The following is an 18,913-nucleotide window of genomic DNA, read 5'->3' on the forward strand; positions in this document are numbered from 1 at the left end:
CACCAGCAACATCCAACGCACCCAAGCCCTTGACCCATGGCTCAACCACTACAACAATGAACGCATCCACACCAGCACCGGAACAACACCCATCAACCGAGTGTCACCAACGTGATGGCCAGGTACAGTTAGGATCCGAAGTCGACGTCCGCGGTGGCGGTGACGGCTGCAATGCGGCCGGGTGCCCGCTGGAACTGCCAATACAGGTTGGTGTGGGCAATGACCTGCTCCACGGGAGGCGCGCCCCAGTCGGTCTTGTCGCCGGCCGTGTGGGCATCCCCCACCAGCGTGACGTCGTAGCCGCGGGTGAAGGCGCCATGGATCGTGGAGCGGATGCAGGCATCGGATTCCGCGCCTGCCACGATGAGCCGGCCCACGCCGGCGCCTGCCAGCACGTCCTCCAGCTCAGTATCCTCGAAGGAGTCGCCGTACGTCTTGTGGATGAGCGGTTCGGTGTCCAGCCGGAGAAGTTCCGGGACGTATTCCCAGCCCTTGCTTCCTTTTTCCAGGCCGGCGTCGGAGTGCTGGACCCAGACCACCTGCGTGCCGGCGGCACGCGCCTGCTCCACCAGCGAGGCGATGTTGGCAATGACAGGGCCTGGTTGCGGAGCCTCCGCCATGACATCGTTTTGGACATCCACCACAACGAGGGCGGATTTTGTTCGGCCGTGAAGTGTTGTCATGCGGTTCATCTCCTGCGGGTGCGCTGTGGATCTACCGCAAATCACACTACGCCACTGCCGGTGGGCGCAAAACACCCGCCGGGAACCGAAGTTCCGGGCGGGTGTTGTGGCGGCCTACTTCTTGCCGGGCTTGTTCTGGTTGATCGGCAGCGGCGGCACCGTGGTCTGGCGGTTGGCCGTCATGTCGATTCCGAAGTCCTTGGCGAAGACCAGGCGCGTGTTCTTGTAGATGCCGGGGTGGTTTTCATCCATTTCGAAGACCCGGGCCCCGCGCAGGCGGTTGCGGTCGGCACCGGGCAGGCCGTAGGCACCGAAGCCGCTGCCGGGCGCGTAGCCCAGCTGGACGCCGTAGTAGTTGCCCACATAGGTGTTGACGTGGTCGTGGCCCACGAAGTAGCCCTTCACGTCGCCGCGCTCCAGGAAGGCGTTGAACAGGCCGGAGTTGATGGGGCCGGGGCATTCGTCTTCGTTGCGTTCGCCCACGATGCCGTGGCGGGTGACGGCTCGGGCGTGGTCGGCGCTGGTGCGCGAGTCAATGCTGGCGAACCACATGTTGCGGTGTTCGTGGAGGGCAATGTGGCCCCACATGAGCGAAGGCACCTTCTTGCCGTACTTCTTCTCTGTGGCCAAAGACTGTTCGCGGTACCAGCTGACCTGGTCCATGCGGACCCAGTCCCAGCCCGGGTAGCCGGAGAAGCCCTGGCCGTCGATGGCCGAAGGGGCGTAGCGGCCGGTGTCAATGAGCCAAAGGCCGAACGCCGGGTCCTTGCCGTTGGACTTCGAGGACTGGACCAGCAGCTGGGTGTTGGAGGTTCCGGTCAGTCCGGGGATGTTGTCGGCATTGACGTTGAAAGTGTAGGCCTGCAGGAAGTCCAGCATCTTGGCCTCGGTCATGCCGGTCGCCGCCACGGAGTCCTCGTCGTGGTTGCCGAACGTCACGGCCCACGGGATGCTGCGGCTTTCCATGGGGGCCACCACGTGGTTCAGTGCCTGCTTGACCTCCAGCTCATTCACGCAGCCGCCGTTGATGACGTCGCCGTTGATGACCACAAAGTCGGGCTTCTCCGAATCCAGGGTGCGTTCCATGAGCTCAATGGTGCGGCGGTCCGTCTGCTCGTCGTCCTGGGTGTCGTTGAACTGGACCACCTTGAATGTGCCGTCGGCCCGGAAAGCCAGTGTGGGCTTGGGCGCCTTTGCTCCCGGTGCGGCATTGCCGGCCGTGCCCGCAGCCACGGTCAGGCCCAGCGCACCCAGTGTCCCGGCTGCTGCCAGTGCTGCCCTGCGGCTGAGCTTGCCCGTGATGATGTTCTCGTTCATTGCTGCCTTTCCTTGCAGCGGCCCCTTGCGGGCCGCGATCCTCCATGAGGTTAGGGAGCGCATCTGGCCAGCGGGGCAATGCATGGGAACAGACAGGAAAACTGTTGGCTAACGGGCGGCTACCCGTCGCCGCCGTGGAGGTGGGCCCGGCCGCCGTCGTGGTTCAGGATGCTGAGGATCTCCACGGGGCCCTCGTGGGCGCAGATGGCGTGCGGGACCATGGTGGAGAACTCGGCCACCTCGCCCGGGTGGACCAGGATGGTCCGCTCCCCCAGTTCCAGCCGGGCAATGCCGGACAGCACAGTGAACCAGTCGCGGCCGGGGTGGGTGCCGGGCTGCTGCGGGCGGTCAGGGGTGATGCGCAGCTTGGCAACCGTCTTGCCGTACAGGCCGTCTTCACTGGAGAGGATCCAGGTCGTCAGGCCCGGCGAATGTCCGGGCTGGGGACGGATGACGACGTCTTCGTCGCCCGCCGTTTCGACCAGCGCGTCCAGCGTGGTGCCGAAGGCACGTGCAATGGGCACCAGCTGGTCCAGCGCTATCCGGCGGTGGCCAGTCTCAATGCGGCTGAGCGTCGAGGGGCTGAGGTTGCACCGTGTGGCCAGGCTGTCGAGGGACCAGCCGCGTGCCACGCGCAGGGTGCGGATGCGCTGGCGAATTACGGCGTCAACATCGGATTCTTGCGTCATGCGCAATAGTCTATGCGCGTGACGCTACAAGTCGATACCGTGTAAGCATGACTGCACACGGACATGACCACGGACACTCACACGGCAAGCACGGCGGCCACGGGCACGGCGGCCACAGCCACTCACACACGAGCGACGCGGAACTGGCGGAAATGCTGGACCTGGACGCACTCATCCTGGGTTCGTACCTGGAGGAAGCCACCGCATGGACCGCTGAGTTGGCCCCGGCACCGGCCAGCATCATTGATGTTGGTGCCGGCTCGGGCGCAGGCACGCTGGCACTGGCCCGCCGATTCCCTGCTGCAAAGGTCACTGCACTGGACAGGTCCCCCGGCATGCTGGCCCAGACGCTGGCTTCCGCAGAGGCCGCTGGCGTTGCTGCGCGGGTGGCCACACTCGAGGCGGACCTGAATGAGGCATGGCCTGCGAGCGCATCGGCAGATCTCATGTGGGCGTCATCGTCCCTGCATGAGCTGGCAGATCCCGAGCGCACCATGGCGGAGATGTTCGCCGCGTTGAATCCGGGTGGCTTGCTCATGGTCGTTGAAATGGACAGCCTGCCCAGCTTCCTGCCCGAGTCGCTGCCTGGGGGCGGTGCCATTGAACCCGGCCTGGAGGCGCGCCTGCACAAGGCCCTTGCCGGCAGTGGCTGGAACCAATACCCCGAATGGACGGCAGGGCTGGAACGTGCCGGGTTCGCCGTCGAACGCCGCCACTTCCCCACCGAGGGAAGCGCGACGCCGGAACTCGCCGCCCGCTATGCCCGCACCTTCCTGCGCCGCATGGCTTCGGCGCTCGCAGGCACGGCAGCCCCCGCCGACCTGGCCTCTCTCGAGGTTCTCCTGGGTGACGGCCCGGACTCCCTGGAACGCCGCGCGGACTTGGTGGTGCGCGGACACCGGACGGCCTGGGCCGCCCGCAAGCCGTAGCTTCCCGTTCACAGGGAAGCGGGAGCCTGCGCGCTAGGCTGGCCCCATGTCTCCCCTACTCCAGGCCTTGACGCCAGAGGCCCTTCTCGGCGGACCGCGCGGCAGGCGACTGTGCCTGGAAGTCGCCAGCCGGTTGGCAGCGGATTCGCCCATGGTCGATGCGGCGAGAGCATTTGGCCATGCCCGGTTTTACGCAGCCAACGGGCTGGGCCGTGGTGAGTCAACGGTATATTTCAGCCCCACGGCGAAAGTTGAGCCGCCCCGGCCCACGGCTGCCGAGGTGGCTGCCCTGCTGGATGCAGTGCCCCTGTCCAGCCCCTCGGCGGACGCAGTCTTGCACTCATTGGTCGATACCGTAGGTGCAGCGCGCTATTGGCAGGAGCCGGACGGCGATGACGACCTCGCGGCCACGCCCGAGATGCGCCGGGCCCTCCAGTGCGTTGCCCGGGCGGTGGTGGATTCGCCCCACACACAGTGGTGGACTGCCCCCATTGCGGCGGACGCACAGTGGAGCGTTCAGTTCCTGGATGGAACGGGCCGTCCGTTGCCGAAGGGACGGCCTGCCGCACAGGCCTTCGTGCAGGGCCGGCTTGACGCGATCCTTGATGAATTCAATGCCGCCCGCGACCGCCCTGCCGACCCAGCCGCGAATTGGGGCGGAATCTGGTGGTCCCGCCCGGACGGTCTTTCAGGCAGCACACGTGCCATGCCGGGTTTGGGGCCCGTGGGGCTGTGGCTGGTTGAGGACGGCTTTGGCGAGCGGGAGGCTGTGGTGGAACAGCTGGCCCTGCCTCCCACGCTGCGCATCCATGAGATCGACTCCCCCGAGGCGTGGGCGCGGCTGTGCCGGGAGCATTCCCTGGACGTGACAGCATCCAGGCGCCACGACTGGTACAGCACCACGGGCCGCAATGGACCGTGGCTCATACCTGACTGGGCGCGCCTGCAGGAAGCGTACGACGGCGTCCACCTCACCATGGGCGGGTACCTGTCAACGGCGGGCCTTGCCATCCCGCTGGATGGCGGCTTTGCCACAGTATTGGCCGGATGGGAGCCCGACACCACGTATTGGCTGCGGGGCATGCCTCCGGTTGCAGGCACGCGGCAGCAGTGGGCGCAGGAGGGGAACAGCCAGTTTTGGCAGCATGCCTCGCCGGGGGTCGGCTCATGACCGAGCCTGCCAGCCACGGCTGGGCCCCTCGCGACACCGGATTCCGGTCCTTTACGGCAACTGCCCTGGTGGGGCGCGGGGACGAGGCCTGGAATCGTGCCTCCGCGGATGTCCTGCTCTGGAAGGTCAAGACCCGCAGCGGCTTCTGGGTGGAATCCACTGGCCCTGTGGAGTCCGGCCAGCGAACCACTGTAACGGTCAAGGCGCTTGGCGTCACAGTGGTGGAACCTGTGGAAGTGGTCTCGGTGGTTCAGGAAATCAATCGGGTGGGCTTTGCCTACCGCACGCTACCGGGCCATCCCGTCAGCGGCGAGGAGGCATTCATCGTGCACAGGGATGGTGAGAACGTGTGGCTGACACTGCGCTCCCTCACCCGTGCAGCCCCACAGCAACCGTGGCGTGCTCTCTTTCCCCTGCTGTTGGTGGCCCAGCGGATCGTGCGCAGGCGCTACCTGCGCTCGCTCCGCTGACGCCGCGGGGTAGCCATGGACAAGTTCGAATTTATATTCTAACGAGTCTCACCAGGGAGCCAATGACGTCGCCGGATCCAACGGACCGCGTCCGGCCAGCCAGGCCATGAACTCCCTGCGGGCACGTGGGGAGTCCAGCCGCCCGGCGGCGCTGGCAAGCAGGACCGGCAAGTCCCAGGCCACGTATTCCTCCGGCCAGTCGAGGTGGGAATAGCCCAGGCCCAGGTCCACATGGTGCATCTCCACTTCGCGAAGCCTGTGGGCCGGGCATCCGGCAGCACCGTAATCGCCGCCGCCGAGAAAATGCCCGTTGGGCCAGCTGGCTTCCCCGCATTGGTCCAGGAGCTCCTCGAGAGTCACCTGGCTGGCGTGCAGGTCGGCGATGATCTCCGCGGCAGCGCGCCCGGCGCCTTCCTCAATCTCCTGGCTGCGCTGCTCCTGGCCGTCACGGTACTTTGGCACGTCCTCGCCGCGCAACGCCCCGGCCAATCGCCGCGAATGGGCATCCGCGTTGCGGGCAAGGTGGGTCAGCACGTGGCCCACAGACCATCCCGGCAGACGGCTCGGGGCGCGCATGGCGCCGTCGTCCAGCCCTGCCACGCGCAGCAACAGGCGTTCCTGCGCCTCGCGGCACAGTTGGGAGGCCAAGTCCGGATCATTTTCCAGGTTCATGGAATCTCCACATCGGAGCCCACAAGGTGGCGGTTCCGCGATTCAATGAGCCGCTTCATGTACCGGGCCAAAAACATCTTCTCGGCAAGCAGCCCCAGCGGGCCCATCGGTGCCGCAAACTCGATGCGGTCCACCATGGTGGTGACTCCGCCGGACTCGCTGAATTCATGGACGTGCCGGAAGAACTTGAACGGGCCGCTGACTTGTTCATCCGTGAAGCTGTCGGGAGGCGCCATGCGGGAGATCCGGCTTGTCATGCGCAAGGGCAAACCGAAGTGCCACGCACGCCAGGTGACCTGTTCCCCCAGGGAAATGAGACCCGAGGTCACGCCCGCTATGGCCTGCTCGCGGGAGTTCGCCATGGATTCCCGGTGGGCGTCGATGCTGCGGGCAAGGTCAAACAGCCTGGCTTGCGGGGTGCTGGTCCGGGTGGTGCATTCAAAGGAGACGGCCATGGTCAGAGTATGCCAGTACAAGAACGGCTGCCGGAATTCCGCCAGCACAGCCAACCTTGCCGCTAGGGTCTAGTCATGGGATTCAAACCATGCATGGACGCCGCGGCCGCAGACTGGATCGCCACTTCAAGCGTGCCATGGGACAAGCTGGTGGGCTTTGGCCCGGCCGGGTTCGAATCCCATGGCAGGCTGCGCTTCATCCCCGATCCCGCCTATCCGGGCCAGGGTGAAAACGAGGCGGCACCAGGCTCCGGGCAACTATCCGAGACCGAACAGCTGGAAATCGCGCTCAGCATACTGTGCCGTCACACCACGACCCCGGACGAACTGTTCATGGCGTTCTGGGACGGATTCGGCTTCGCCATGCCGGCAGCCGGCTTCGATGTCCCCAACCGCTCCTACTTTCTCTACCGGGGCCGGGCATCAGCCGCAGGGGCGTGGGAAATTGCTCCCGAGGACCAGGCCGCGGGGCAGCGCTGGATGCCGGCGCCCGCATTTATCTGGCCTGCCGACCATGCATGGTGCCTGGCCAAGGATGTGGATCCGCATTGGGCCGGCATCGGCGCCAGTGGACATGCAGTGGCGGACCTCCTGGCGGAGGAGCGACTGGACGTGGTGGCCGCCAACCCGCTGGAACGCCAGCCCTGGTACAGCTAGATGTTGGCAGTTGGCCCAGTCTTGCATGGAACAACTGGCAGGATGGCCCCATGACCAACCACGACACCGAACTATTGCTGATGCCGGAAGTCCGCAATGCCCTGGAAACCCACGGCATTGACCATGAGGTGCTCCCCTGCCCCGACGAGCTCTCCGACACGGCTGCCTTTTGCGACCACTACGGCGTCCCGCTGAACCAGGCTGCCAACACCATCGTGGTGACGTCCAGGAAGACCGAGCCCGCTGTCCAGGCAATCTGCGTTGTGCTGGGCACCTCCCGCCTTGACGTCAACAAGAAGGTGCGCGAACTGCTCGGTGCCAAAAAGGCCTCCTTCGCCGACGCCGAACTGACAATGCAACTCACGGGCATGCAGATTGGCGGCGTCACCCCCTTCGGCGTGCGCTCCGGTGAATCCGGGGAGCTGCCCGTCTACGTGGACACCGCAGTGCTGGGCCAGGATCACGTCATCATGGGCGGCGGCAACCGCACCAGCAAGCTTCGGCTGGCGCCAACTGAACTGCGCAAGCTGCCCGGCGTCGTTGTGGTTGAGGGACTCGCCGCGCTGCGCGGGCCGGAACCGGCGTGATGTGTGGCCAGGCCCCGTGCGCTTCCTGAAGAACGACTAGCCGTCGTGGGCGGCCTGCAGGTCCGCAATCACGAGCCGGCGCATGCCCAGCATGGCCGCCATGGCACGCTGGGAGCCCTCGGCATCGGGCCCGTTGAGTACCTGGGTCAGCATGTTGGGCACAAGCTGCCAGGAGACGCCGAACCTGTCCTTCAGCCAGCCGCACTGGCTTTCCTCGCCGCCGTCGGCCGTGAGCGCGTCCCACTTTTCATCCAGTTCTTCCTGGGTGTCGAAGAAGAGCTCGAAGGAGATGGCCTCGGTGAACTTGAACTCGGGCCCGCCGTTCAGGCCCCTGAAGCTGCGCCCGTCCAGCTCGAAGGCGATGGTCAGGACGGAGCCGGGAACGCCTGGCCCGTCATCACCCCAGCGGGCAACCTCGCCAATGCTGGAGTTGGGGAACAGCCCCACATAAAAGTTGGCTGCTTCCTCTGCCTGGCCGTCAAACCACAGGCATGTTCCAATTCCTGACACGATGCACCACATCCTCTTGCTGGGACAGGCCAAGCACCTTGGCCTGTGAAGAATGCTAGATGGGCCGCGCGCCACCTAACAATGGTTACCGGCCGGTAGCTTGGCTGCCTCGGACAATCCTCCCCGTCAGCGGGGGCGTTTGCGGCGCCGGGCCCGGACGGAGTCCGAGCGCACAAGGTGCACCACAAAGCCACCCATGGCCAGGGCGCCGCCGCCAACAATGGCAACGGCGGGCGGCAGCGCCCCGAGGAGCGTGCGGCCGCCCGTGAGGGAAACCGTCCCGGCAAGGAACAGCAGGGCGCCGCCCCAGCCCAGGACGGCGATGGCGGTGCGGAACAGAAATTCGCGCATGGTGCCTACATCCTCTTCTTGACCTTGGCGGTGGCCGGTGCCGTCCACGGATCCTCGGGCCACGGGTGCTTGGGGTAGCGGCCGCGCATTTCGGCACGCACCTGGGAGTAGGGTCCGCTCCAGAAGGAGGCGAGGTCGTCGGTGACGGCCAGCGGCCGGCGGGCAGGTGACAGCAGGTGGAACAGCACGCGCACCCGGCCCTGGACCAGGAGGGGCGAATCGGCCAGCCCAAAGCACTCCTGGAGCTTGACGGCGGCAACGGGAGGGCCGCCGTCGTGCACGTCAGGGTAGTCGATGCGGATCTGCGAGCCGCTCGGGACGGCCAGTGTCTCCGGGGCCAGCTCGGCCAGCCGCGACGCCTCTGGCCACGGCAGCAGCCGCCGCAGCGGATCGGTCAGCGACAGGGCGGAGAGGGCCCGGCCGGCAGCCACAGACTCCAACTCCGGGCCCAGCCATTCGGGCAGCCGCTGCAGCAGCGCCGCATCGCCCACGTCCGGCCACGGCTCCCCCAGCTCGCGGTGCAGCAGCGCCATCCGCCGGCGCAGGGAATCCGCCGCTCCGGACCAGGGCAGCATGCCCATCCCGTCCTTGGCCAGCGCGGCGGCCACGGCGTCCCTGCCTTGCGCCGGTGTTGCCTTCACGGGCGTCGAGGCCAGGACAATGGCACCGAGCCGACGTTCCCGGCGCGCGGAAACCTTGCCGTTGGCAAACTGTGCGGCGACGGAGTCCTGTACAAGGTGCGCGGCAACAGTTTCCGCGGCGGATTGGCCCAGGGGTGCCGCGGCCCGGATCACCGCACCGGTTCCGGCGGCATCGCGGCCGTCGGCTCGTGCCACCTCGGCCACGGCCAACCATTCGTGCCCGGCCAGCAGGCTGCCGGCGGGAAGGCCGGCGCGGGTTCCCGAGGACAGCAGGTACTGTTGGCCCGCGGCGCCGGGCACGAGCCGGGCAACCCGGTCGGGGAAGGCAAGCCCGACGACGAACCCCACCACGTCCTCCGGCTCCACCGCGCCCCCGGCCGGACCGGAAGTTGAGGATTGCCGGGCAAGGTTTTCCAGCCGCCGCACTTCCTGCGACCAGCGGCGCGCTGCCGGGTCGCGGCCGGCACGCATGGCCTTGAGCAGGCCAGGGAGGTCGGCGCCGGTTGCCCTGGAGTCGCCGGAAACGAGGGCAACGATCTCAGCGGCCGCCTTGGCTCCCACGGAAGGCGCACCGTCCAGGAGTGCACGGGCCAGGCGGGGATCTGCGGGGACGGAGGCGAGCGTGCGCCCCAGGGCTGTGGCGTGCCCGGCGGCGTCAATCGCGCCCAGGCCGGACAGCACCTCGACTGCTGCGGCCATCGCCTGGGCCGGCGGCGGGTCCGGCAGCACGAGCCCGGCCCCTTCCGGGGAGCCCCAGCAGGCCAGGGTCAGGGCAGCCGAGCTGAGATCCGCCACGGCAATCTCGGGCATGGGGTGTGCCGGTGCCGCGGCAAAAGTCTTCTGGTCGTAACAGCGCACCACGGTGCCTGGCCCCAGGCGGGCGGCACGGCCGGCGCGCTGCTCGGCCGACGCCCGGGACGTGGACACCGTCACCAGGCCTGTCATGCCGCGGGCGGCGTCACGCCGGGGCTCGCGGGACAGGCCGGAGTCGATGACGAGCCGCACGCCCGGAACCGTCAGCGAGGACTCGGCCAGCGACGTGGAAACAATGATGCGGGGCGCGCCGCCGGGTTCGCGGGCCGAGACGGCGCGGTCCTGTTCGCGGGCCGGCACCTGGCCGTGCAGCTCCAACACCTCCACATTGTTTGTGGACGCGCGCAGCCGGGTGGCAATGTGCCCCACTTCCCAGGCGCCCGGGGCAAAGACGAGCGCGTCAACGCCGGGGTCTGCGGCCACAGCAACGGCCTGCGCCGCGGCAGCGGTGTCGGCAACGTGGTCAAGGAACGCCCGGGTGATGCCGCGCTGGTCGGTGCGGGCCACAGGGGCCGGCACCCACTTCACCTCAAGGGGGTGCAGCGCGGAGGGGCAGTCGACCACGGGCGCCGGGGACGCGCCGTCGTCCGAGCCCAGAAGCGACGCGAAGCGGGCGGCGTCCAGGGTGGCGGACATGGCGATGAGTGTGAGGTCGCTGCGGAGCTGGCGGACCTCGCCCAGCAGGCCCAGGAGGAGGTCGGTGTCGAGGCCGCGTTCGTGGACCTCGTCAAGCACGACGGCGGCCACCCCTTCCAGCCCCGGGTCGCGCAGGAGGCGGCGCAGCAGGATGCCGGGGGTCAGGAATTCGACGACAGTTTCCTGGCCGCTGTGGCTTTCGCCGCGCACCGTGTACCCCACAGTGGTGCCCAGCGGCGAGCCCGCAAGGGACGCGAGCCGGCGGGCGGCAGAGCGGACGGCCACGCGGCGCGGCTGGGTGACAAGGATCCGGTTGGCGGCAGTTGCCCCGAGCGCGTTGGCAACCAGGGGCGGGACCAGCGTGGTCTTGCCTGTGCCGGGCGGGGCCTGGACCACGGCGGCGGCACCGTCGGGTGCGGCGCGGCCAAGAATACCGGCCAGTTCAGGCAGGAACTGGGCAAAGACCAGCCCCTGCCCGAGCACGGCAAGGTTGAACGGGCCGCCGGGGAGGACGCCCGCGGGGTGATGGGACAAGCGGGTCAGCCGATCTGCAGTTCGCCCATGCTGTCCCAACCGCTGCCGTCCACCTTGCGGGAGACAATCTTGGGCGTGGCTGCCAGCACCGGGCGGATGGCGTCCAGGCCGGCCTTGAAGTGGTCGCTGGAGACGTGGGCACCGGCCGCGTCGTCGTCCAGGAAGGCCTCTACAAGGACGAATTCGTTGGGATCCTCGACGCTGCGCGACCAGTCGAACCACAGGTTGCCCGGCTCGGCGCGGGTGCCTTCGGTGAACTGGGCCACCCGTTCCATGAATGTTTCCGTGTATTCGGGCTTGACTGGGAATTTAACAACGATGAAGTACATGCCCACAACTCTATCGGAGGGCCCGGTGCCCGCTGCGTCTGCCGGGACCACCAACGGATTCCACCATGCGGCATTCGGGCCGGGGCGCTCGACGGCGGCCAGGCTGCCGCCCTACGCTGGGGATGGCCCGGGGCATCCCTCGCGGCCATGCCACTTTTGCCGTCCCGTGAGGATTCCCAGCCATGATCACCCGTGCCGATGTTGACCAGGCCGCCGCCCGGATTGAAGGGCGGGTTCGCCGAACCCCCGTGTTGAAACTGGATGCAGCGAACTCCCCCGGCGAAGTCTGGCTCAAGTGTGAGTTCATGCAGCTCACCGGGACGTTCAAGGCCAGGGGCGCCTTCAACCGCATCCTCGGCTGCCAGGAACGCGGTGAATTGGATCCGGCCGTGGGCATTGTGGTGGCCTCGGGCGGCAACGCCGGACTGGCCAATGCGCACGCCGCCACTGCCGCAGGGGTCCCTGCCACCGTGTTTGTCCCACTCAGTTCACCGCAGGTCAAGGTGGACAAGCTGCGCAAGGCCGGTGCCGCCGTCGTGCAGGAGGGCGCCGAATATGCCGATGCCTATGGGCTGGCCGTGGCCTACGCCGAGGAAAAGGGCGCCGTCTACTGCCACGCCTACGACCAGCCGGACATTGCGGCCGGGGCAGGAACCATTGGGCTGGAGCTCTTGGAACAGCTCGACGGCGTGGACACGGTCCTGGTGGCTGTTGGCGGCGGCGGGCTCATGGCCGGCGTGGCCGCAGCGCTTGAGGGGCATGCCACGGTGATTGCCGTGGAGCCGGAGAATGCGCCCAGCCTGCACGCTGCCCTGGCTGCGGGGGAACCCGTGGATGTAGCCATCTCCGGGATCGCGGCGGATTCCCTCGGTGCCCGGCGCATTGGCTCCATTGGCTTTGACGTGGCCGTGCGGACGGGCGTGCAGAGTGTCCTGGTCAGCGATGAAGCAATCGCTGCGGCCCGCACGTTCCTGTGGGAGAACTACCGGATCGTGCTGGAAAACGGCGCCGCCGCGGCCTACGCCGCCCTGCAGTGTGGTGCCTATGTGCCCCGCACGGATGAGCGCGTGGCGGTCATCCTGTGCGGGGCAAACACCGACCCTGCGGGGCTGTAGGCCGCGGCGGCGGCTCGCTAGCTCTTCGCTTCCTCGGAATCCAGTTCCGGGCGGAGCTGGTGGTTTGAGCCGTTGGTGCCCGTGGCCCCCGTGGCGGACTGTCCGGTCCCGGCACCTGACATCATGCCCTGCAACAGGCCAATGATGTCCAGTCCCGTGGAGTCCTTGATGAGCTGCGTGGTCTGCTGGACACCGTTGGAGACGTTCCTGCTCAGCTGGCTGGCGCCGTCGTTGGAGATGACTGTCATGTCCTTGATGGCCGCCATGGGGGCTGCCACCTCGCGGGCCATGGCCGGCAGGACCTCCAGGACCTTGCTGAGAATGGCGGCCTCATTGAACTTCTCGTAAGCCTCGGCCTGGGCTGCGATGCCGGCTGCCTCCGCGACACCCTTGGCCTCGGTGGATTCGGCCTGTGCCTGGCCCATGGACTTGATGACATTGGCGTCGGCCTGGCCGCGGGCCTGGACCACGGCGGCCTCGGCGTTGCCCCTGGCCGTGGCTGCCGCCGCGTCTGCCTCGGCGGCAACCCTGTCGCCCTCGGCAGTGAGCTTGCGCTTGGCGAGTTCCACTGTGGCCTCGATTTCCGCGGCCTCGGAGGCCCGGCGTCGTTCCTCGAGCTTGGCGTCTGCCTGCTGGATGAGGCGGTACTTCTCGGCGTCCGCGGGCTTGCGGACCTCGGTGTCAAGCTCGCGTTCACGCAACTCGGCGCGGCGCAGGGCCACCTGCTGGTCGCGGATGATGACCTGCTCGTTTTGTTCCGCAGCGGCCAGCGGACCGGCGGCATCTGCGCGGGCCTGGCGGGCGTCGGCTTCTTCCTTGAGTTCGGCGCGCTTGATGATCAGCTGCTGCTGGGCCAGCGCCACCTGCTCGTCGGCGAGGGCCTTGGCCTGCTCGGCCTCCTGGAGGAACTGGGCCTCGGCAATCTTGGCGTTCTTCTCGGCCAGGGCAGCCTCCGGGCGGCCCAGGTTGATGAGGTAGCCGGAATCATCGTCCACTGACTGGATCTGGAAGGTGTCAATCTCCAGGCCCTGGTTGTGCATGGAGTGCTCGGCCTCCTCCTTGACGCTCTTGGCGAAGGTGGCGCGGTCCTTGATGATGGACTCCACCGTCAGCGTTCCCACGATGGAGCGCAGTGAACCGGACAGGGTTTCCTGCGTGTAGTGGTCAATGGCGTCCTGCTGGTTCAGGAAGCGCTGGGCAGCCTTGCGCACGGAATCGGCGTCGCCGCCCACCTTCACCTGGGCCACGCCCGTGAGGTGCAGCTTGATGCCGTTCTGCGAGATGGCCTCGATCTTCAGGGCCACCTGGCGCGAGGCGAGGGACAGCGGGTACGCGCGCTGCGTGAATGGGTTGATGAAGATCCGGCCGAACACCACGCGCTGGCTGTTGGGGTCCGGCTGGGACTTGTTGTCCTTGGAGGAGATGACCAGGGCCTGGTCGGGGCTGGCTATGTGCAGGGCCATGCGGGAGATGACGGCCACGATGATGACCAGCACCACCAGGACCCCCAACCCGACGAAGAGGGGTATGAGTTGCAAGAGTGACAAGGAGAGACCTTTCATTTGTGTCGGCAGTCCGTTGGCTGTCCGGCCTGCCTCCTGACAACGATCCTACGGAAGCCCCGTGGAATATCCACATGATGGAGTAACCTCGCGGCGTTTTGGCCCGTGGCCGGCAGCCGGGCGGTAGCCTGAGTTCCCTGGATCAGCGCGGCGGCACCCGGATGGGCGCTCAGTGAGGCAAGGACAGGTTATGGCTGATACAACCGAGGCAACAATCGTGCTGGAGGGCGACTAGCCTGTCTTCATCATCATCTTCCTGGTGCCGGCACTCATAACCATCTCGGTGCTGAGCCTGGAGAACGGCATCCAGCGCAGAAAGCTTGTGGTGGCACCCGGCGCCAACCAGGAATTGCGCCAGCGCGGCAGGCTGTTTATTTACACGGCCCTGATCCTGGGCGTCCTGACCCTGCTGGTCAACTACGTCCTGGGGATCACGGCCAGCATGGCCGCCGCGCACATTGAGGAGGTCCATGACCCCGTCAGCCTGCTGTCGCTGCCCGGGATCGGGTTCACTGTGCTGATCCTGATCATCTATGTGGCCGCCATCCTGGTCATCGCGGCACTTTACCTGCGGAATGAACGCATAGAGCTTCCCGAGTTACTTGCAGACCTGCACGATGCCAGAAAGTACGGCGCCCTGGACAGCCCGCGCCAGATTGCCCACTACACGGCCGAACTCGAAGCCTTGTGCCGCAGGCGCGACGCCGCACGGGAGCGCCAACACACTTCCGGCGAGTTTGCCGCCCTGTTTACCGGGCAGGAATCGACGGCGCGTCCTGGCCCGCGTGAACAGCTCCGCCACCTGCGTGCCGATCCGCAGCAGCGTGCCCGCAGGCGCCACTTCCACCGGCGGATCCTGCTCAACTACCGGGTTGCGGCCGGGAAGTGGCTGCTGCTGCTGGCACTCACCGCCGCGGTGTCACTCTGGTGTGCGATCCAGGAATGGCTTGCGCCGCAGAATGGAACGGCAGATCCGGAACTGGCCGCCTTATGGGGCGTTGCCTTCATTTTGGCGGTGGCCGCCACGGCAGGCCAGTACCGCTGCGAGGTGGGCAAGTTGCTGTTGAGATCACGCAAGGAGTTCATTGCCAACCAGACCGAGGCCGAGTGCCGCGCCATCCTTGCCGATGCCGCCGTCGTGCCTGCAAATGCGAACGCCCGCGCCGCCGGGGATGGCGACACGGGCGTGCTGCTTCGGATCGGGCGTTGGGAAATGCGGCGCCGCCCCCGGGAAGGCTAGGGGGCCATGCCGGACTCGACCGGCACGTACTCCACGGCGTTCCTGCGGTGGATGTTCTTGGCGTGGCGGTCGAAGCCCTTGGCATCGAGGTTGTTGCCCAGCCGGTAGGCGGCAAGCGCGGCGTCGTATAGCCCGTTCATGCGCAGGCCGGTGTACTCGCCCACCGTACCGTCGTTGAACGTGATCTCGATGACCGTCCTGGCCGGGTAGTGCTGCTTCATGCGGACGTAGCCGTCGGCGTCTTGCTTTAGTTGGATCATTGTTCCGCCCTTAAAGTGTGTTGTGGATGGTGGCCGGTGCTACTGGAGGCGCTTGCGGACCATTTCGGAAACGGCCTTGCCGTCAAAGCGGCCGGCGATTTCCGCCGTTATGGGCTTCATGGCGATGCCCATCTGGCGCATGGACAGCTCACCCTGCTCGGCCTCGAGGGCCGTGATGATGCGGTCCACAATGGCCGCGGCCTCATCTGCGTCCAGCGGCTGGGGCAGGTACGCCTCGATGACCTCTGCCTCGGCAATTTCCGCGGCTGCGCGGTCGTTTTCGCCGGCCTCGGTGTAGATGGCGGCGGTGTCGCGGCGCTTGGCTGCTTCCTTCTGGAGCAGCGCGGTGACTTGGGCGTCGTCGAACTCAACGGGGGTCTTGCCGCCCTTTTCGCGTGTCTCAATCTCGCCGAGGACGTTGCGGACCGTGGTCAGCGCGGTCTTGTTGCCGGCCTTCATGTGCACGACGACGTCGTTCTTGAGTGTTTCCTTGAGCGTGGACATGTGCTCCCCTAAAAGTCTTGTGGTGGTGCCAGCCTTCCGGCCGCCAGTGGCAATTATCCCACCCCGTGGCACGCCTCCGGTGCGGGCTGCCCTTGCGCACTCCCCCGATTCGGCTAGGCTGGCGAAAAGGGGGTGCTTGGCCATGGCGAAGAAGCAATCGTGGTTGGTGCGGAGTGTGTGGATAGTGGCGGGGACTGGGGCGGCCGGCGGGGCGGTGTTCCTGCTGGCAACCGAACCCGGGGCATTGGCAGCATTCCTGGCGCTGGGGCTCGCGGTGGCCATTGCGGCCGGCGTCGCGGTCCGGCTGGTCCGGGCGCCCAAGGGCAGGAGGCTGCGGCAGGGATTTGGGCCGCTCGGCGACGCCGCGGAGCAGTACCAGCAGTTGCTGACTGGCCGCGAGCCGACCGCCGTGGTCATCGAGCGCGCATTTCCGGAGCACGACGACAAGGCCAGCAGCATCTAAGCGCCGAGACCGCAGCAATTGACGCTTTGGCGGCGCTAAACGACATCTGCTGCGGACTCGGCGCTTGCCGCTGATACCCCTGGAGGGTATTCTTTCCCTGTTGCCAGTGCAGCTGCCTGTCGCGGCCAGAATGAACCGACCGCCACCGCAGCTCGTCCCCCAACGCATCCTTCATCCCTTCCGCCCATGGAAGATGACATGCATTGGAGCGGACAGTGAGGCATTCGAACCCGGGACTGGCATTGCGCCGGGCCTCGTTGATGTTTGTGCTGTTGGGCATCATGGCAGGGATCCTGGGCATGCACGCGCTGGCCGCAGGTGGCATGCCGCCTGCGAGCGCAGGGAGTTCCCATTCCCAACATGACGGTTCCTCCCCCGACCTCGACCCTGATTGCTTGGCATTCGGGCAGGGCGGCCACGCCTCCATGCATGTGGGCTGCGACCCTGCGCCCCCTGCCCCCGGCCTGCAGCTTGGGTCCATTGACGGGCAAGGCGGGGCGGCGCCGGCTCACGCGGCTGCCTCCCCGGTTCCCCGAGACCGTGGCAGGATTCCCGCGGCGCCCACCCTTGAGCAACTTTCCGTGAACCGCAGATAAGACACCGGCCCCTCCAGCCCCGCGCTTTTGCGCCCCTGGCGGCACTGTGCCGCCGCACGCCACCATTTAGACGGAGAGTCCCATGCACAACAACAACCCCTTGAACCGCCGTGCTTTCCTTGGCCTGTCCCTGGCCGGCACCGCTGCGGCAGCCCTGGCCGCCTGCTCACCCGCCGCCCCGGATGCCGCGCGCATCCTGCCCGGAGATCCGCTCATCGCGGAATACGAGTCCCGGCGGGTCTCCTCCGGCAAGGTCGTCAACCAATCCCTGGATGCCGCGCCCGTCGCGGCCGCGCTCAACGGACGAGCCATCACGACGTGGGGCTACAACGGCGCCCTGCAGGCCCCCACCATCCGGGCCAGTGTGGGTGACCAGCTCAAGGCCACCATCAAGAACGGGCTCGGCGAGGCCACCAGCATCCACTGGCACGGCCTGGCCCTGCGCAACAACGCCGACGGCGTCCACGGCCTCACCGAGGACGGGACCCCAGCGGGAGGTGAACACCTCTACGATTTCAAGCTGCCGCACCCCGGCACCTACTGGTACCACTCGCATGTGGAGATGCAGCGTGAACGTGCCCTGTACGGCGCCCTCATCATCGAGGACCCCCAGGAACCCCTTGACTACCACAGGGACTGGGTCATTGTCCTGGACGACTGGATCGACGGCGTCGCCACCAAGGACGGCGCGGCAACCACCCCGGACGAGGTCATGAAGGAGCTGTCCGGCGGCATGGGCGGCATGGACCACGGCTCAATGGGACATGGAAGCACGGGAAGCGGCCCCATGCCCATGGGCAACACGCTCATGGGTGCTGTGAGCGAGTACCTGGGCGGGGATGCCGGCGACGTGGCCACGCCCTTTCACCTTTTCAACGGCGCCACCTCCGAGGACCCGGCTGTCTTTGTGGCAAAGGCCGGCGAGCGCATCCGCCTGCGCATCATCAACGCCGCAGGTGACACCGCCTACCGTGTTGGGCTGCCGGGACAGCGGATCACCCTGACCCACAGCGATGGCTTCCCGGTCAAGCATGAGGAGGTTGACGCCGTCGTGCTGGGCATGGGCGAACGCATTGACGCCCTGGTCACAGTCCAGGAGGGGACGACGCCGGTGCTGGCGCTCGCGGAGGGCAAGCGGCAGCTGGTCCACGGCCTCATCAGCACGGGGACGGGGACGGGGACGGGGACTCCCCCGCTGCCGGCGTCGCTGCCCATGGAGCTTGGCGGCACCGTGCTCGACGGCGGCAAGCTCACCGCAGATCCCGCCGTGGTGCTTGCCGCCAGGACGCCGGACCGGGTGCATGAAATGCGGCTCACGGGCGGCATGGAAAAGTACGACTGGGGCATCAATGGCCATCGCTTCGACATGGCCAAACCGTTCGAACGTACGTTCGATATTCGTGCGGGTGAGCGCGTGCAGCTGGCATTCATCAATGACACGGACATGTGGCACCCCATGCACCTGCACGGGCACACCTTCCAGATTGGCGAGGCAGGGGCACGCAAGGACGCAGTGATCGTGCGTCCCGGCGAAACTGTCACGGTGCAGTTCGACGCCGACAATCCGGGACAGTGGCTCACCCACTGCCACAACGCCTACCATGCGGAGCGAGGCATGATGGCGGTGGTTTCCTACATCGCCTAGGCGGCGGCGCTGGCGGGTGCGCGGACGCCCGTGCCCGCCAGCCGGCTGCGGCGTAGACTTTCCCCACCGCTTCCAAAAAGAAAC

Annotated in this window: 22 protein-coding genes; 10 read left to right on the forward strand and 12 right to left on the reverse strand. The window is 67.1% G+C overall.

Going from position 1 to position 18,913, the window contains the following annotated elements; genetic code table 11:
- Positions 1-128: 128 nt before the first annotated feature.
- From PCK14_RS00010 to PCK14_RS00020, 3 genes are all read right to left on the reverse strand, one after another.
- Positions 129-683, reverse strand: coding sequence for an isochorismatase family protein (locus PCK14_RS00010; RefSeq protein WP_269936400.1), 555 nt, complete (start codon positions 681-683; stop codon positions 129-131).
- Positions 684-797: 114 nt separating this feature from the next.
- Positions 798-2,000: a metallophosphoesterase family protein gene (locus tag PCK14_RS00015; protein WP_269936401.1), complete on the reverse strand. Its 1,203-nt coding sequence runs from the start codon at positions 1,998-2,000 to the stop codon at positions 798-800.
- A gap of 119 nt (positions 2,001-2,119) precedes the next feature.
- Entirely contained in the window at positions 2,120-2,689 is a 570-nt protein-coding gene (locus tag PCK14_RS00020; protein ID WP_269936402.1) for a helix-turn-helix transcriptional regulator, read from the reverse strand.
- Between the two features lie 47 nt (positions 2,690-2,736).
- Here PCK14_RS00020 and PCK14_RS00025 point away from each other — a divergent pair, with 47 nt between their 5' ends.
- Genes PCK14_RS00025 through PCK14_RS00035 form a run of 3 tightly spaced genes read left to right on the forward strand, consistent with a single transcriptional unit; the run spans position 2,737 to position 5,259 of the window.
- Entirely contained in the window at positions 2,737-3,618 is an 882-nt protein-coding gene (locus PCK14_RS00025) for a class I SAM-dependent methyltransferase (protein WP_269936403.1), read from the forward strand.
- A 46-nt stretch (positions 3,619-3,664) separates the two neighbouring features.
- Positions 3,665-4,789 (forward strand): hypothetical protein, encoded by a 1,125-nt coding sequence (locus PCK14_RS00030; protein WP_269936404.1) that lies wholly within the window; start codon positions 3,665-3,667, stop codon positions 4,787-4,789.
- Positions 4,786-5,259, forward strand: coding sequence for a DUF1990 family protein (locus PCK14_RS00035; RefSeq protein ID WP_269936405.1), 474 nt, complete (start codon positions 4,786-4,788; stop codon positions 5,257-5,259). Before PCK14_RS00030 ends, PCK14_RS00035 begins: the two co-directional genes overlap by 4 nt.
- Positions 5,260-5,307: 48 nt before the next feature.
- Here the strand turns inward: PCK14_RS00035 and PCK14_RS00040 are convergent, their stop codons facing one another.
- Complete coding sequence (locus PCK14_RS00040; RefSeq protein WP_269936406.1) at positions 5,308-5,931, reverse strand: maleylpyruvate isomerase N-terminal domain-containing protein; 624 nt, start codon at positions 5,929-5,931, stop codon at positions 5,308-5,310.
- A complete protein-coding gene (locus tag PCK14_RS00045) occupies positions 5,928-6,386 on the reverse strand; it encodes an SRPBCC family protein (RefSeq protein WP_269936407.1) in 459 nt (152 codons plus the stop codon). Before PCK14_RS00045 ends, PCK14_RS00040 begins: the two co-directional genes overlap by 4 nt.
- Before the next feature lie 75 nt (positions 6,387-6,461).
- On the opposite strand from PCK14_RS00045, the gene PCK14_RS00050 reads away from it, so the two are divergent.
- Both PCK14_RS00050 and PCK14_RS00055 read left to right on the forward strand, forming a co-directional pair.
- Positions 6,462-7,043 (forward strand): hypothetical protein, encoded by a 582-nt coding sequence (locus PCK14_RS00050; protein WP_269936408.1) that lies wholly within the window; start codon positions 6,462-6,464, stop codon positions 7,041-7,043.
- Between the two features lie 50 nt (positions 7,044-7,093).
- Positions 7,094-7,630, forward strand: a complete 537-nt coding sequence (locus PCK14_RS00055) for a YbaK/EbsC family protein (RefSeq protein WP_269936409.1) — start codon at positions 7,094-7,096, stop codon at positions 7,628-7,630.
- A 36-nt stretch (positions 7,631-7,666) separates the two neighbouring features.
- Here PCK14_RS00055 and PCK14_RS00060 read toward each other — a convergent pair whose 3' ends face one another.
- From PCK14_RS00060 to PCK14_RS00075, 4 genes are all read right to left on the reverse strand, one after another.
- Positions 7,667-8,140 (reverse strand): VOC family protein, encoded by a 474-nt coding sequence (locus PCK14_RS00060; RefSeq protein WP_442864640.1) that lies wholly within the window; start codon positions 8,138-8,140, stop codon positions 7,667-7,669.
- Positions 8,141-8,266: 126 nt separating this feature from the next.
- Positions 8,267-8,491: a hypothetical protein gene (locus tag PCK14_RS00065; RefSeq protein ID WP_269936410.1), complete on the reverse strand. Its 225-nt coding sequence runs from the start codon at positions 8,489-8,491 to the stop codon at positions 8,267-8,269.
- 5 nt (positions 8,492-8,496) lie between these two features.
- Entirely contained in the window at positions 8,497-11,115 is a 2,619-nt protein-coding gene (gene hrpB / locus PCK14_RS00070) for an ATP-dependent helicase HrpB (RefSeq protein WP_269936411.1), read from the reverse strand.
- 5 nt (positions 11,116-11,120) lie between these two features.
- Positions 11,121-11,444, reverse strand: coding sequence for a putative quinol monooxygenase (locus PCK14_RS00075; protein ID WP_269936412.1), 324 nt, complete (start codon positions 11,442-11,444; stop codon positions 11,121-11,123).
- Positions 11,445-11,626: 182 nt separating this feature from the next.
- On the opposite strand from PCK14_RS00075, the gene PCK14_RS00080 reads away from it, so the two are divergent.
- Positions 11,627-12,559 (forward strand): threonine/serine dehydratase, encoded by a 933-nt coding sequence (locus PCK14_RS00080; protein ID WP_269936413.1) that lies wholly within the window; start codon positions 11,627-11,629, stop codon positions 12,557-12,559.
- Positions 12,560-12,576: 17 nt separating this feature from the next.
- Here the strand turns inward: PCK14_RS00080 and PCK14_RS00085 are convergent, their stop codons facing one another.
- The gene (locus PCK14_RS00085) at positions 12,577-14,106 is read right to left on the reverse strand and encodes a flotillin family protein (protein ID WP_269936414.1); all 1,530 of its coding nucleotides are present in this window, start codon (positions 14,104-14,106) and stop codon (positions 12,577-12,579) included.
- 274 nt (positions 14,107-14,380) lie between these two features.
- On the opposite strand from PCK14_RS00085, the gene PCK14_RS00090 reads away from it, so the two are divergent.
- The gene (locus PCK14_RS00090; protein ID WP_269936415.1) at positions 14,381-15,361 is read left to right on the forward strand and encodes a hypothetical protein; all 981 of its coding nucleotides are present in this window, start codon (positions 14,381-14,383) and stop codon (positions 15,359-15,361) included.
- On the opposite strand, the gene PCK14_RS00095 is transcribed toward PCK14_RS00090, so the two are convergent.
- Complete coding sequence (locus PCK14_RS00095) at positions 15,358-15,621, reverse strand: hypothetical protein (protein ID WP_269936416.1); 264 nt, start codon at positions 15,619-15,621, stop codon at positions 15,358-15,360. The two genes, PCK14_RS00090 and PCK14_RS00095, sit on opposite strands and share 4 nt — an antisense overlap.
- Before the next feature lie 39 nt (positions 15,622-15,660).
- Positions 15,661-16,125: a GatB/YqeY domain-containing protein gene (locus PCK14_RS00100; RefSeq protein WP_269936417.1), complete on the reverse strand. Its 465-nt coding sequence runs from the start codon at positions 16,123-16,125 to the stop codon at positions 15,661-15,663.
- 142 nt (positions 16,126-16,267) lie between these two features.
- Here PCK14_RS00100 and PCK14_RS00105 point away from each other — a divergent pair, with 142 nt between their 5' ends.
- The 3 genes from PCK14_RS00105 (at position 16,268) to PCK14_RS00110 (ending at position 18,829) form a co-directional block, all read left to right on the forward strand.
- Entirely contained in the window at positions 16,268-16,588 is a 321-nt protein-coding gene (locus tag PCK14_RS00105; RefSeq protein WP_269936418.1) for a hypothetical protein, read from the forward strand.
- Between the two features lie 281 nt (positions 16,589-16,869).
- Complete coding sequence (locus tag PCK14_RS19325) at positions 16,870-17,184, forward strand: DUF6153 family protein (RefSeq protein ID WP_442864650.1); 315 nt, start codon at positions 16,870-16,872, stop codon at positions 17,182-17,184.
- An 82-nt stretch (positions 17,185-17,266) separates the two neighbouring features.
- Positions 17,267-18,829 carry a multicopper oxidase family protein gene (locus PCK14_RS00110; RefSeq protein ID WP_269936419.1) on the forward strand — a complete coding sequence of 521 codons (1,563 nt, stop codon included), beginning with the start codon at positions 17,267-17,269 and terminating at the stop codon, positions 18,827-18,829.
- Positions 18,830-18,913: the final 84 nt, after the last annotated feature.

It is taken from the genome of Arthrobacter sp. HY1533 (assembly GCF_027568515.1).
In the GTDB taxonomy this organism is placed as follows: Bacteria; Actinomycetota; Actinomycetes; order Actinomycetales; family Micrococcaceae; genus Specibacter.

Coding starts and splice junctions, on each gene's coding strand:
- PCK14_RS00020 (WP_269936402.1), bottom strand. CDS start 2,689: ATGACGCAAGAATCCGATGTTGACGCCGTAATTCGCCAGCGCATCCGC.
- PCK14_RS00050 (WP_269936408.1), top strand. CDS start 6,462: ATGGGATTCAAACCATGCATGGACGCCGCGGCCGCAGACTGGATCGCC.
- PCK14_RS00065 (WP_269936410.1), bottom strand. CDS start 8,491: ATGCGCGAATTTCTGTTCCGCACCGCCATCGCCGTCCTGGGCTGGGGC.
- PCK14_RS00015 (WP_269936401.1), bottom strand. CDS start 2,000: ATGAACGAGAACATCATCACGGGCAAGCTCAGCCGCAGGGCAGCACTG.
- PCK14_RS00100 (WP_269936417.1), bottom strand. CDS start 16,125: ATGTCCACGCTCAAGGAAACACTCAAGAACGACGTCGTCGTGCACATG.
- PCK14_RS00035 (WP_269936405.1), top strand. CDS start 4,786: ATGACCGAGCCTGCCAGCCACGGCTGGGCCCCTCGCGACACCGGATTC.
- PCK14_RS00025 (WP_269936403.1), top strand. CDS start 2,737: ATGACTGCACACGGACATGACCACGGACACTCACACGGCAAGCACGGC.
- PCK14_RS00030 (WP_269936404.1), top strand. CDS start 3,665: ATGTCTCCCCTACTCCAGGCCTTGACGCCAGAGGCCCTTCTCGGCGGA.
- PCK14_RS00045 (WP_269936407.1), bottom strand. CDS start 6,386: ATGGCCGTCTCCTTTGAATGCACCACCCGGACCAGCACCCCGCAAGCC.
- PCK14_RS00075 (WP_269936412.1), bottom strand. CDS start 11,444: ATGTACTTCATCGTTGTTAAATTCCCAGTCAAGCCCGAATACACGGAA.
- PCK14_RS00110 (WP_269936419.1), top strand. CDS start 17,267: ATGCACAACAACAACCCCTTGAACCGCCGTGCTTTCCTTGGCCTGTCC.
- PCK14_RS00095 (WP_269936416.1), bottom strand. CDS start 15,621: ATGATCCAACTAAAGCAAGACGCCGACGGCTACGTCCGCATGAAGCAG.
- PCK14_RS00010 (WP_269936400.1), bottom strand. CDS start 683: ATGACAACACTTCACGGCCGAACAAAATCCGCCCTCGTTGTGGTGGAT.
- PCK14_RS00040 (WP_269936406.1), bottom strand. CDS start 5,931: ATGAACCTGGAAAATGATCCGGACTTGGCCTCCCAACTGTGCCGCGAG.
- PCK14_RS00055 (WP_269936409.1), top strand. CDS start 7,094: ATGACCAACCACGACACCGAACTATTGCTGATGCCGGAAGTCCGCAAT.
- PCK14_RS19325 (WP_442864650.1), top strand. CDS start 16,870: ATGGCAGGGATCCTGGGCATGCACGCGCTGGCCGCAGGTGGCATGCCG.
- PCK14_RS00080 (WP_269936413.1), top strand. CDS start 11,627: ATGATCACCCGTGCCGATGTTGACCAGGCCGCCGCCCGGATTGAAGGG.
- PCK14_RS00105 (WP_269936418.1), top strand. CDS start 16,268: ATGGCGAAGAAGCAATCGTGGTTGGTGCGGAGTGTGTGGATAGTGGCG.